This window comes from Brevibacillus sp. SIMBA_040, from assembly GCF_046535075.1.
GTDB lineage: Bacteria > Bacillota > Bacilli > Brevibacillales > Brevibacillaceae > Brevibacillus.
On the sequence record NZ_JAWRXI010000009.1, the window covers coordinates 179,136 to 192,476 of the forward strand.

At 44.3% G+C, this 13,341-nt stretch carries 12 protein-coding genes; 2 read left to right on the plus strand and 10 right to left on the minus strand.

All coding sequences use genetic code 11. From position 1 onward, the window contains the following. Positions 1 to 96 precede the first annotated feature (96 nt). On the minus strand, positions 97 to 1,419 hold the full coding sequence (locus SB752_RS16855; protein ID WP_410716771.1) for an MFS transporter: 1,323 nt from the start codon (positions 1,417 to 1,419) through the stop codon (positions 97 to 99). A 322-nt stretch (positions 1,420 to 1,741) separates the two neighbouring features. On the opposite strand from SB752_RS16855, the gene SB752_RS16860 reads away from it, so the two are divergent. Beyond that, complete coding sequence (locus tag SB752_RS16860) at positions 1,742 to 2,059, plus strand: hypothetical protein (protein ID WP_410716772.1); 318 nt, start codon at positions 1,742 to 1,744, stop codon at positions 2,057 to 2,059. A 104-nt stretch (positions 2,060 to 2,163) separates the two neighbouring features. On the opposite strand, the gene SB752_RS16865 is transcribed toward SB752_RS16860, so the two are convergent. From SB752_RS16865 to SB752_RS16875, 3 genes are all read right to left on the minus strand, one after another. Beyond that, the gene (locus SB752_RS16865; RefSeq protein WP_410716773.1) at positions 2,164 to 3,126 is read right to left on the minus strand and encodes a metal-dependent hydrolase; all 963 of its coding nucleotides are present in this window, start codon (positions 3,124 to 3,126) and stop codon (positions 2,164 to 2,166) included. 188 nt (positions 3,127 to 3,314) lie between these two features. Next, on the minus strand, positions 3,315 to 4,331 hold the full coding sequence (locus tag SB752_RS16870; RefSeq protein WP_410716774.1) for a hypothetical protein: 1,017 nt from the start codon (positions 4,329 to 4,331) through the stop codon (positions 3,315 to 3,317). Positions 4,332 to 4,472: 141 nt separating this feature from the next. Then, positions 4,473 to 6,056, minus strand: a complete 1,584-nt coding sequence (locus tag SB752_RS16875; RefSeq protein ID WP_410716775.1) for a sensor domain-containing diguanylate cyclase — start codon at positions 6,054 to 6,056, stop codon at positions 4,473 to 4,475. Between the two features lie 311 nt (positions 6,057 to 6,367). Between SB752_RS16875 and SB752_RS16880 the strand changes: the two genes are divergently transcribed. Further along, entirely contained in the window at positions 6,368 to 6,943 is a 576-nt protein-coding gene (locus SB752_RS16880; RefSeq protein ID WP_410716776.1) for a GNAT family N-acetyltransferase, read from the plus strand. A gap of 42 nt (positions 6,944 to 6,985) precedes the next feature. On the opposite strand, the gene SB752_RS16885 is transcribed toward SB752_RS16880, so the two are convergent. From SB752_RS16885 to SB752_RS16910, 6 genes are all read right to left on the minus strand, one after another. Further along, the gene (locus SB752_RS16885; RefSeq protein WP_410716777.1) at positions 6,986 to 8,029 is read right to left on the minus strand and encodes a hypothetical protein; all 1,044 of its coding nucleotides are present in this window, start codon (positions 8,027 to 8,029) and stop codon (positions 6,986 to 6,988) included. Further along, positions 8,019 to 8,594, minus strand: a complete 576-nt coding sequence (locus SB752_RS16890; protein WP_410716778.1) for a sigma-70 family RNA polymerase sigma factor — start codon at positions 8,592 to 8,594, stop codon at positions 8,019 to 8,021. Before SB752_RS16890 ends, SB752_RS16885 begins: the two co-directional genes overlap by 11 nt. 338 nt (positions 8,595 to 8,932) lie before the next feature. Then, the gene (gene gucD / locus SB752_RS16895; RefSeq protein ID WP_410716779.1) at positions 8,933 to 10,399 is read right to left on the minus strand and encodes an alpha-ketoglutaric semialdehyde dehydrogenase GucD; all 1,467 of its coding nucleotides are present in this window, start codon (positions 10,397 to 10,399) and stop codon (positions 8,933 to 8,935) included. Between the two features lie 108 nt (positions 10,400 to 10,507). Beyond that, positions 10,508 to 11,809, minus strand: coding sequence for a TRAP transporter large permease (locus SB752_RS16900; protein ID WP_410716912.1), 1,302 nt, complete (start codon positions 11,807 to 11,809; stop codon positions 10,508 to 10,510). A 2-nt stretch (positions 11,810 to 11,811) separates the two neighbouring features. Further along, positions 11,812 to 12,306, minus strand: coding sequence for a TRAP transporter small permease (locus SB752_RS16905; RefSeq protein WP_410716780.1), 495 nt, complete (start codon positions 12,304 to 12,306; stop codon positions 11,812 to 11,814). An 18-nt stretch (positions 12,307 to 12,324) separates the two neighbouring features. After that, on the minus strand, positions 12,325 to 13,326 hold the full coding sequence (locus tag SB752_RS16910; protein WP_410716781.1) for a TRAP transporter substrate-binding protein: 1,002 nt from the start codon (positions 13,324 to 13,326) through the stop codon (positions 12,325 to 12,327). Positions 13,327 to 13,341 lie beyond the last annotated feature (15 nt).

A 13,341-nucleotide genomic window follows, 5' to 3' on the forward strand; every position in this document is an offset into this window, starting at 1 on the left:
TAATCCATGTGTGAAAAAAATGACAAGCGTTCATCCGTTCAGACTCAAGAAAAAAACATCGTTCCTGTTAAGAACGATGTTTTCGGAGGATATATTCTACATACTCATATTTTCGGACTTCGCCACTTTTTGATTGCCCCGATACCATATCCCGACAGGAATCAATAAGAGTGCCAGAAATCCCCCGGCAAGTGAAAGGGTTGCATAGCTAGAACTTGCTACAACCATGCCAGATAGAGCGCCACCTGATGCACCAGCCAGCGCGATTGAGACGTCGACGGTTCCTTGTGTTTTTGCCCGAGTGGCAGGGTGCGTCGCATCCACAATCAGAGCCGTGCCACTGATTAGGCCAAAATTCCACCCAAGCCCCAGCAAAGCGAGAGCTGCGATGAGCATCGGCATGGAGTCGGCAGGAGCAAATGCTGCAAGCAATCCGGCTCCAAGCAAAATGACACCAGATGCAAACGCCATGGCAATACGTCCGATTTTGTCAACCAGCACGCCCGTAATGAGAGACGGGAGATACATCGCCCCAATATGTACGCCAATGACGAGCCCTACTTCACTCAGTCCATGTCCGTGATGCTTCATGTGTACCGGAGTCATCGTCATAATCGCGACCATTACGATCTGCGTTAAGATCATGACACAGGCCCCTACAACAATACCCCGGTTGTTTGCCGCGCTTGTGCTGGGGTCCACACCTGCATGCTGCTGATCTGCACGCTTCGCTTCAGCAATTGCTTGGGCAACGATGAGTGGATCGGGACGGAGGAAAATCAAAAAGACAAGACCAGCCAACGTAAAGGCAGCAGCTCCTAAAATAAATGGACCTGCCAAAGCCGGGACACCGATGGAGGTAGCGAATGTACCCATCACTTCAACCAGATTCGGTCCTGCCACTGCGCCAAATGTAGTTGACACCATCGCAACGCTGACAGCTGTTGCTCTTTGCTTCGGACCTGCCAGATCAGTACCCGCATATCGCGCTTGCAGGTTCGTGGCAGTACCTGCTCCATAAATGAGTAGCGAAAGGAAGAGCAGTGGAACATTTTGCAAGACCGCGGCAAGAACGACGCCGATCGCGCCAATTCCTCCACTTAAAAAACCCGTTGCGAGTCCAAGACGTCGTCCGGATCGCTGCGACAGCCGCCCTACCAGCAGAGCAGCAAGAGCAGATCCTAAAGTAAGCAAGGCAGCAGGTATTCCTGCAAAGCTATCTGATCCCAGCATATCCTGTGCAAGCAGCGCCCCAACCGTAACACCTGCTGCCAGACCAGCACCACCAAAAATTTGCGAGATAACTACGATAAGCAGTGTGCGCTTATAAAGCTTTTTTTGACTGTCCGGGGAACGAATATAATTCTGAATACAGTGTTTCTGATCTTCTTTTCTCCCAATTGCAGGTTCACTCGGCATAGCTTTTGGACCACCTTTCTACGTGTAAGCCTCATGCATGGAGTGTGTAAAATGGTTCCATTTTAACTCAATATTCGCAAAATGGAACCCCCTCTCTGCACTTTCCGCCCCACTCGTTGTAAAATACTGTTTCCTATAGTATAGCACCTATACTATAACGCAGGGTAATCCCTTATATCTTCATTCCATGCTTATCATGACTTTCCTAGCGCCGTTATCAACTCAAAATAGTCATAGTTAGCCATTAAAAACAGGGATTGGACGTGCTAAAATAAGTCTTCTTCCTTTAGTAAAGCTAAAAAGATAGGCTGGAGTTGATCTCATGAAACGCATGACATTTTTTGTGATTGGCCTTGTCGTATTGGTAACCTGTTTATTTGCTATCAAAATCGAGTCAGCCCCCTCACCAGGTACCCGCATCATCTTAGAGCACACGAACCAAACCTATATCACCCCTCCTTGCTATGAAGGAGCGCAAAAGACAAACAATATTGCGGAAGCTGATCTGCAAAAGGCAAAAGAGACCAACTACAAGCCAGAGTCAAGCTGCACGGAACAATCACTTCAACCTGCTTATCTGCCGATCGCTTATGTGATCGCTGAAAAGCTTGGATTGAAAAAAAGCAGCTGGGATTGGTAAGCAAAAAGAAAAAAGGAGCAGTCCAAAACGACAACACATTTTGGCTTGCTCCCTTTTTATCGATCCGTTTTCTTATTTGCTAATGTGTCAAAGATGCTCTTTCCCTACACAAACGGTGGATCCCACGCTTTTTTTCTCCAGCCCAATTGATGATTCACGACATTGAGTTCCCTGTCCAGCTGGACCTCCACGCCAAAAGGCAGCTTGCGATTATACCAGAAACGCACATCGCTCCAAATGACCTCATAGCCATCCTGACTCTCGTTCCAGGTGACGTGGATACGCTGTGCAAAGCCGAGAAACGCACGTACACCATCCACACCGACTGTCGCCTTGATAATATCATCATGCTGCTGCTTCGGATAAACCTCTTCCAGTATCACATGCGCATATTCGAGTTTTCCGGTATAAAAGAGCTTATCGGTCTCCACGACAAACCGCCAATGAAACGGATGAAAGCTGGGTATGACATGACATACGCCCTTCGTTTCCAGAGCAGATGCCACACGCCTGACCAACCGCCGATGCTGCCAGGCACGTACACCAATGTACAGCAAGGTAAGCCCGTACGCAGCTGGAAAGAGCACACTTGCCTCTCCCCCAAAAGCCAGCCACCAGATTGCTGCTGCCGAATGAATGGCAAACAGGAATGGTTCAAAAATCGCAAGCACATCCATATGGACCCAGCGCCGGTTAATCGGGCGAGCACATTGGACACCATACGCATTCAGCATATCGAGGAAGACATGGAACACTACCGCAATCCACGTCCAGAAGTATAACATTCCGAGCTGATCCATCACACCAAACGCCCACGCCAGTGGTAGGCTAATGACCAGTGGCCAAAGGAATAAAGCGGGAATCGAATGAGTAATCCCCCGATGAAAACGAATATAAGCAGAAAAACCGCGCAATCTGGCAATCGTATCAAAATCGGGTGCATGCGATCCTACAACAGTAGCAATCATCAATGCCTGACTCACAGCTGGATTATTCCCAGCAAGTGTAGTCGCGTGTGCCAATCCAGCCAACGTCACGCCAAAAAGGAGATGACTACCCGTATCCATTATGATACCCCCTCTGCTTTGTCACAAGGTGATCCTTTCACTTTCACTCTACTCGCGAATCACTTTCAATCAATAAATCACAGGTAAAGGTTTTTCGAAGATTATCGGTGAGATCTTTACGATATTTACATGAATGAAATGGAAAAGCCTCCCGAACCTAGTCCTGGGAGGCACTTACGATTTCCTGTCTAATTGATCAAACCGTTTTCCGGCGTAACGAGGAAATCATAGAAGACACCTTTTTTGTTGATAGATGCGATCACAGTCGGTTTTCCTTTTTTCGTAAACGTATATTCATTGTATTTAGACGAGACATTGTATCCGCTCAAATCAAGGTTGAATACTTTTTTCATCATGGGGTTCACAGCAACAATCGCCTTTTCTTTTGTATAGAAAGGTTTAGCAAACACCTTCGGAATATCTTCGTCCGATACATATTTGTCATTTATAAACTCGTTGAAAGTGGTGGCGGAAACGACTTTTCCTGTTTTTGCCCCTATGATGATGCTGTATGTCCGACTAGTATCCGAAAAGCTCCATACTTGATCCCAATGTCTTTGTGTATCTTTTACAAGCATTACATCCGAGAGTAACCCTGGTGTATTTCCGTTAGAAAGTGACTTCAGTGTCTTTTGCGCTGTGTCGACCACTTTGGCATTCATTTGTTGGGTTGTATACTTCAGAGAAGCCGTGTTGACTTTCCCAGTCTCGGCGTCAATACTTACCGAAACATTTGCCCCATTAAATTGCCAAACGTTTTCTTTTTCCCAGTTGATTCGCTCGACTGAATCAATCACATACGCACGTTTTGCATCCATCCCTTTCAACGTACTTGTAACTGTGTTTTGCAGATTGGCAGCTACTTCGTTGAACTTGAGAGTTACTTTTACATATACGACTTTTCCCTCTTTCTTGGTAACCAGGACCTCTCCCCTGTTGTCCTTTGCGGAAATCACCCAGCAATCAGCATTCTCTCCGCTAATTCGATCTAGCTCGATGGGTACACCACTTGCCTGCTTTTGCATCGCTTGCTTGGCCGCTTCTACGACGTTTTTATCCAACTGTGCAAGTGTCTTTATTTCTGCTTTTACAGCTTCACCCTGAACAGCTGCGTACACGGGTGTCCCCATGCTGGTAAACGGGGATGCTGCTGCGGACACCAGCAATGCCACCATACCTACAGCTACTATCGTTTGTTTTTTCATATGTCATTCTCCCTTTCTGCTTCCAGATCACTTATTTGATCCAGCTGAACGGATTTTGTGACACATAAAAAACAGTCGCCGCAGATAAATCCTGCAACAACTGTTTGAAAATAAGCAGCTCCGAGCGTCTCGGATAGCGCCTCAACCCTCGGCTATTACTGTTCGGTTTCTTCCTGATCTCTTCGCTTCATATAATGCTACGTCAGCCAAATGCAACAGGCCTTCAGCCGAATCCGTATGCGAAGGGTAATGAGCGATGCCTTGTGACACGGTTATCAGCTGTCCGATTGGATTGGTACTCGTCTCTAACGTATGGCGAATTCGTTCTGCCACTTGATAGGCCTCTTCAGCACTAGCATGTGAAACCAATGCAACGAACTCCTCCCCTCCGAAACGACAGCATACATCGCCTGACCGCAGCGATGCAGAAACAATTTGGGCAAAATGCTTCAACACCTCGTCTCCAGACTGATGACCATGGGTGTCATTAATCGATTTAAAGCGATCTAGGTCCATCAAAATCACAGAAAAAGAGGCTTGCTCCTCCATCCATTGCTGCATGGTTGCTTCGAACGTTCTTCGGTTGGTTAACCCTGTCAATGGATCGGTCCTGGCATCATGTGCCAATTGATCTGTCTGTTTTTTCATATCGGTTAATGCATAGCTAATGGCGCGAGTTAACAGCTCAGCCTCGCGATTCCAATGCTGTTTTCCTTCAGTGAGTTGGACCTCTTCTCTTCCTGCCTTGCTCACGAGATCAGCCAGGGAAACAAAAGGTTTTGCAACTCTGCGCGCAAGCCAAATAACGACGAGCATTAATAATAGAAAAGGAGGCAGCATATATAGCAAAATAGATGCAAGATGCCGATTTAATTGTTCATAGACGGCACTGATCGGCGACACGACTACGACGCCCCAGCCATTCTCTGGAACCTTCACGTAAGCAGATAATACCGTCTCTCCCCTCAGGTTGACCATCTGTTCATATCCACTTTTCCCTTGAATCAGCTTGCGTACTGCTTGATTCTCACTGATGTCCTCTCCGATCCGACTGGTATCACGATGGAACAACAAATGACCGTCAGACCCTACAATATAAAAAGAAGAATCTAGCTCGTCAGTCGGGTTGCTCCCAAAGATCGTATTTAATATGTTGTTCTCATGCAGATAGATTGTTCCTGCGATAACCCCCCTGTAGATTCCGTCTTTATCGAATATGGGCTCGCTGATCAGTACGATGAGACGTTTGGTGTTAACAGTTAGGTACGGTTTGGAGATGTAAGGCTTTTTTACTGCTAATGCTGCTTTCGCTGTTTCCGTAGTAATATACTTCCCTGCCGTACCAATAGAGGCGGGAGACACATATCGAACAAGCCCAGTTTCATCCACCACTGTAATCGAATTAAAATAGTTGTTTGTATGCCGGATCAATTCTAGTTTCGAATATCCTTCCTCTGCGGACATCGCATTTGAAAAGAGCTTCGCAGAATAGTGCAAGCTGCTCCGCATGGATTTGATCAAAGAGTCGATCGTGTGACTCATCTTGATGGCACTCGTGTGATTCAAGGTCAATGTCGTGTTTATCAGTGCTTGTTTTTTGGATTGGTAGGAGGAGATGAGAAGAATCGTAACGGTCAGAGCAACAGACATAGAAACAAGCCCTGTTAACAGCGTGACCAGGCTAATTTTGTTCCACTGTTTCCTCTTTTTTGGTAAGACAGGCATCGGATGCCCCCTTGTAGTCAGGATGGAGCTGTTTACTATACTTGCTAGCAATATTGGAAAACGCGATAATATTTCGTCATTATCTTGTTACAAACAAAAATCAGTCTAACACTCGCCGGTATCCCTTTCAAGCATATCGAAAAGAGTAAGCGCTTTCTGTAGACTCGAAACAATTTTTATCGATAAAAAACGAGAACCACCTTCTTCAGGTGGTCGTGTTTGGATACCGTTTTGGATTGACGTAGAGAAAAAACTGCATACTTGTTATCGCTTCCCTATGTCCTATACTAATACCCATGATGAACAAAGGAATGAAAAAGAAGGGGGAGTTTTCTATGAACATAAAATATGAATGGATACCCGAGGAAAACATCGAATGCTGTAGAGAGCTATGTAATGAATTGATGGCATTCCAGAGATCAAAGACACAGGTCAGCCCAGAACGGTTTGACAGCATGAATTTTGACACCAGGATGGTCCCCTCTGTCCAAAAAGCCCTCCACAACCATATTATCGTAGCGAAACACGATGACAGCATTGTAGGGTATGTCTATTCCAACATCACTCCTAAAGAAGCCTATGACAACGAGTTCGCTACTTTTTTTGATCTTTCTACTGTGAACGGAAAGAATGTGGGATGTTTATCTCAATTCTATATAAAAGAAGCGTACAGACAATATGGAATTGGATCAACTCTCTTTGATAGGTCGATGGAATGGCTGAAGCAATTTGAGGATATTCATGATTACTTTATCTTTGTTTCCAATGGCAATCATAACGCCTTGGAATTTTATAAACGGAAGGGCTTTGCTGTTAGTCATGAGATATTGGATGGGTTTATCACGGTTTTACGGAGTTCGAGGAGAGAGAATCAAAGGTATGAGTAGAATATACCCCCCACCTTTTGGTGAGGGGCTTCTTACGAATCACTATTTTTCAGATTTGTATTCAATAACCTGCAATACTTTCGGTTCAATCGCTTTTACCATTTGTGCATTTGAAACATTGCTTTTCGGAACTTCGCCGTTCTTTTCACCTTGTATTTGTGAATCAACCTGTGTTTTTGCAATGACATCAATCACTTGTTGTTTCGAGACATTTTTAGAGGCTGCAACCTCCACCACAGATTTACCTTTTGCTAATTCTTCTTTCAATTCTGTTCCGCTCATTTTTAGTAGAGAAAACAGTTTTTCATCATTCAAAAAGGAATCAGCAAAATAATCGGGCTTACCATTTGTAGTAAAGAAACCTTCTACTTTCGTGTTTGAAGATGTAGTCTCCCCTCCGATCAGAGAAGCACTGATGGAATTGTCCTGAACAAATACCTGGTAGAGCGGTGCTGATGATCCCTTTTTGGTGTAATTCAGCATAAACGTTTTTTGATCCGGGTTTTCCATTTGCTCCATAGCAAACTCGTACTCTTTGCTGCTGCCGTACATTTTATCAATGAGATTATCTACCTTCGCCTTGATCTCCTGATCGTTTAAAGCCGTAAGTGGCTTCTCCTTCGGCTCCCAATTCTCTTGAATCACATGTTCAATCGCACCCGTGGTACCATTTGTATGAAGGGAAATCTTTTTGCCGGTCCCACCCTTTTCCTGCAAAGTGATGCTTGTTTGGACACCTTGGACATTACTAGCGTCGATAACCTCAAACGATTTTGTTTCGGGAAATGCGCTATATAGCTTCTCAAGTGCTGCATTGCCAATCTCATCTACCTTGACTTGTTCAGCAGTCATTGGTGTTCTCGTAAGCATTTCAATCACGGCAGGGGCTGCAAATGCTGCCGTTGGGATCAAAAACGCAGCAGCAACAATTCCACCAATTAATCGTTTTTTCATGGTTTTTTCGCTCCTTTTTTGTTGCAAATAGTGAGAATAGGATTGTTCAATTCGTTTGGAAATGGCCGGCGGGCACTCTATCATTTCTGCTTTTTCGTGCAGATGTTCACGAACTTTGCGTTCAATAGTCATTGATCTGTTCCATCCTTTCTGGGGGGAGATTCCATAATTTTTTTCGAAGCGCCTGGAGCCCGGCATGATATCTGGACTTGACAGTACCCAGTGGAATATCCAGCAATGTTGCGATTTCCTCGAGCGTATAGTCGTGATAAAAGCGGAGGATAATCACCATTCTCTGCTTGTCGGTCAGCTTTTTGATTGCCTGCGATATCATTTGGTTCGTCTCATCCATCAACACATCAGGTTGATCCCAATGAGACTCTTCCCGAGTAAAGGCACGAATGCGATCAAAAATTCGGAATCTCCGCCAGCTCTTGACCCGAAATCTCTGCACTTGGCGGATTACCAAGCCATGTAGCCAGAAATGATATGGTCGGTTCGTATCGTAGTTGGCAAGCGAGGTCCACATTTGCATATAGATCTCATTCATGACATCCTCCCGATCCTGCTGGTGATCCACCAGAAAGGAGACTGTCCGATAGACGTCCTGAAAGGTAGCATCATACAGCTCATGAAACGCCTGTTGATTACCATCCTTCATTTCCGTAAGTAATTGGTACATATATTCACTTTGCATTCAGAGGGCCCTCCTGAGTAAGCAGCTTACACCCTATATTGTCGCTCTGGCCGGAAAAGGTTCGGTGTTTTTGATTTTTTTTGCATATGGTTGTGTGCCGGCGGTTATTAATCAGGAAGACAAGCAGGGGTGTAATGAGCTATATGGCTGCAGTGACCTGTCTTTTGCTTTAATTTTTCGGCGAATATACATTTGCGTATAACTGACCATTACTCTACAAGCATTACATCTACTACTAGAATAAAACAAAAGCCGGATTCCTTAGAATGGAACCCGGCTTTTTAAATTTTGAACGGTCTTTAGGGTGTATTTTCGTTGTGATGCTGGAGGGACCTCTCTTATTTGACATATACCGTTTTAATTGATGTGAAAAACTCGATAGCCGCTCTTCCTTGTTCACGCGAGTGGGAACTGGATTGCTTCATTCCCCCGAATGGTGCCTGGAGTTCGACACCGGCGCTCTCTGCATTGATTCGAACCAAACCTGCATCAATCTCGTTGATAAAGGAAAGCATATTGCGAATATTGGTGGTGAAGATGGAGGCGCTCAAGCCGTATTCAACATCGTTTGCTAACGAAAGAGCCTCCTGAATGGTCTCCACCTTCATCAATGCCAGAACCGGACCGAAGATTTCTTCTTGTGCGATAGCCATATCCGAGTTCACATTTTCAAAAACAGTGGGTTCCACGAAATAGCCTCTGTTCGTTTTTTCATTTTGAAGCTGGTTACCCCCGTACAGTAACGTCGCACCTTCTTCTTTTCCTTTTTCGATATAATGGATAAAAGTATCTAGTTGTTTTTTATTTGCACACGGTCCCATCCAAGTATCCTTTTGCATTCCGTCTCCTACGGTAATTTCCCGAACCTTGGCAAGAAGCTTTACTTTAAAAGCTTCATACACTTTGCTTTGGACAATCACCCTGCTTGTTGCGGTGCATTTTTGACCAGTGGAACGCAGCCCCCCGCTTATCGTCGCCTCTACGGCTAAATCAAGATCAGCGTCTTCAGCCACGATGACCGGGTTTTTCCCTCCCATTTCAAGCTGATATTTTGCCCCTCTTGCAAGCGCTGCCTGGCCAATTTGTTTACCTACACCGTTTGATCCTGTGAACGTAATGCCATTTACATCTGGATGTTCTGCCAGCCCCTGGCCAATGATAGAGCCCGATCCCGTTACCATATTGACTACTCCGGCAGGCAAGCCTGCATCTGCCAAGCATTCCACTACCTTTGCACATGTGACTGCCGTTTCGCTTGCCGGCTTAATGACGACTGTATTTCCGTAGATAAGCGCAGGCGCCATTTTCCATAGCGGAATGGCTACAGGGAAATTCCACGGAGTGATTACCCCGACCACTCCCAATGGCACCCTTGTTGTAAACATCAATGCCTCACTGTCGGTAGAAGGAATCACATCCCCGATGGAGCGCAACCCCTCTCCTGCGTAATAACGTAAAATTGCTACCCCTCTTAATGTTTCACCTTTTGCTTCAGGGAAGGTTTTACCCATCTCTCTGGTCATCGTTTCGGCAATTTCATCTACCCTGCTTTCTAAAATGGATGCGGCTTTTAACAGGAAATCGCCGCGAACATTTCCGGCAAGCTTTTTCCACTGCTGTTGTGCCTGTTTTGCTGCTGAAACAGCTTTGTTTAAATCTTCTTTCGTCGATTTTTGAATATAGCCGGCAATTTCATCAATATTGGCAGGGTTTGTGCTTTTCTCTGTTTCATTGCTTTCAGAAGCCACCCATGCTCCATTAATATAGTTTAAGAAAATCCTATCTGCAGTAGTAGCAAAACTCATAGTAATCGTCTCCTTTTTCCTATTCTTGTAATTTTTTTAATCTATCTATATTAAATTGAAAAATAACAATGAATATTGTGATGCTTTATATTGGTACCATAGAAATGCTTATGAGTATCCAGCCAGTTTAGGCAGGAATGTTGAAAACCATGAAACATATGTTACTAGCATAAGAACAACGAAAATCGCAATATATAACTTAAAGAGATGCGGCAAAACATTTTCCAATTTCCGCTGGGCTACTTTTATTCCGACAAACAGAATATTACCCACTGGAGGCGTAATCGTTCCAATACTCAAGTTAAATGTGAGCATAATGCCAAAATGCAAAGGAGTCATGCCCAATGCTTGGCATACAGGAAGCAAGATTGGCGTAAAAATCAAGATGGCGGGCGTGAGATCCATAAATGTGCCCACAAAAAGCAGCAGTAAATTAATGACCAACAAAATAATAAAGGGATTATCGGATATTCCCAATATTGTATTCGAAATTAAAGAAGGAATTTCAGTAAATGACATTACCCAGGCCATAATATTCGAAGAGCCAATCAAAAACATAATTATGGCCGACAATTTCGCGCTATCAAGCAGGATGCCGTATAACTCTTTCATTTTTATCGTTTTATAAAAAATCATGGATAACAATAAACTATATACAACCGCAATTGCCGAAGCTTCCGTAGCAGTAAATACACCGCTAACAATTCCGCCAATAACGATGGCGATCAAAAGCAAGCTTGGAATTGCATCGAACATGACTTTGAAAAATTCTTTTGCCGTTATTGATTGTTTAGCAACTAACCCTTTTTTTTTCGCATAGAAGAATATGACTATCATACAGCTTAATCCCCATAAAATGCCCGGGATAACTCCTCCAAGGAAAAGGGCTGCTACTGAAGTCCCCCCGCTTACCAAAGCATACGTGATCAAGGCGGTACTTGGCGGAATCAATAGTCCTGTAGGCGCTGTAGCTACGTTGATGGCAGCCGAAAAATCCTCGTCATAGCCTTCCTTTTTTTGGATCGGACCAATGATCGTACCCATTGCAGATGCGGCAGCCGTACCGGAACCGGATACGGATCCAAAGAGCATGTTAGCCACTACATTCGTATGGGCTAATGAGCCCGGAATCCGCCCTGTCATTGCCGTTGCAAAATTAATCAACCGGACTGCTATGCCTCCTTTCCCCATAATATTGCCCGCCAGAATGAAGAAAGGAATAGCCAAAAGCGTAAAGATGTTAATACCTTGAAACATCTTTAATGCCGATGCGGGTATAGCTGCCGAAACACCCAAAGACTGAATAATGGCCAACATCGATGCGACGACCAGCGAGATTCCAATCGGAATGCCAAGCAGCAACAGAACTACAATAGTGACAAAAATCAACAAGCCTGCTGATAGCGCTATGCTCATTGCAATTCCTCCTTTCCGCTGCTGTTAAATTCCTGTATGGATTGGATAATATTAATTACGCTGTAGGCAGCGATCAAAACGCCGCTGATGGGCAGGATCATATAAACCCAATCCATATTAATGTTGAGAGTAGGAGACAATTGCAAGGCACCCACGCCCATAAACGCTTTTCCTCCGAATAAGAACACACTGACCGCGACAGCCAATATGAGCAGTTCTGAAAAGATGGCTAATACTAACTGGCCTCTTCCTTTCACCTTATCTGAAAAAAATGTCAATCTCATATGATCTTTTTGACCAAATACCAATGCCGTTCCCAGCAACGATACCCAGACAAATGAATAGCTCAATATATCTTCTGACATGGTGCTTGGACTTTTGAATACATACCGCATCGCAACTTGGTAAACAGTAAGCAATGTCATAAAAGCCAGCAGTCCAGCGCACACACAGGAAAGCAGCTTATCCAGTATGCTTTTGACCTTTTCCATCACATCTGCTCCCATCATTTAGTTTTGCATGGCCTGCACCTTGTCATACAGAGGCCTTAACTTCGGATACAAGTTCAGTAATTCCTCTCTCACTGGTTTTTGAATTTCTTCAAATGTTTTTTTGTCTACTGTAATAAATTCTACGCCCATTTTTTTTGCTTCTTCGATTACTTCCAAAGTCTGTTTATCCCATTCTTCGTTTTGAACTTGAGTAGCCATTTTAAAGCCTTTTTGGAAGATTTCTTTTTCTTTCTCCGTGAGAGAATCCATAAACTTGGTGCTGACAACAAGCATATCTGTAAAAATCTGATGTTCGGTGCGGGAATAATATTTGGCAACCTCTCCATGCTTCATGCTGACAAGAGCCATCTCCGGATTGGTCCCGGCATCTATCACGTGATTTTGCATCGCGGTGTATACTTCACCATAAGCCATCACAACTGCAGCCGCATCAAATGCTTGTACCATCTTTACGTTCGCATCGCTGGATTGTACGCGAATCTTCAATCCTTTTAAGTCTTTCGGAGTTTCAATTTTTTTGGAAGCGTAAAAGTTGTTGACGCCGTTGGCAAACCAGGCGACACCCTTAATACCGTTTTCGGCGGTAGAGTTATAAATTTCATTTATAAAGTCCTCATTGTTCATAGCTTTACGGAAACTCGCTTCGTCTTTAAACAAATAGGGTAAACTAAAAATCTTGTATTCATTGGCAAATGCCTCCAGATTGCTTCCACTCGTAGCAACCATATCCAGGCTCCCCATCTGCAGCAATTCCAGAGCTTCCGAATTCCCGCCCATCACGCTATTGGTGAAGATCCTGATGTCAAATTTATCTCCCAAATTTTTCTCGATATAATCTCTAAATGCGTAAAGGGCTATCGCGATTGAATGGTTCTCAGGCTGGACTGTTGCTATGCTGATAATACGTTTATTACCAACACCATTACTGGCTGAAGCTGAACAGCCTATTAACCCTAGCACCAAGGCAATTCCGATCAAAACAGATGCAATTTTGTTCATCCTTTTCATGTAATC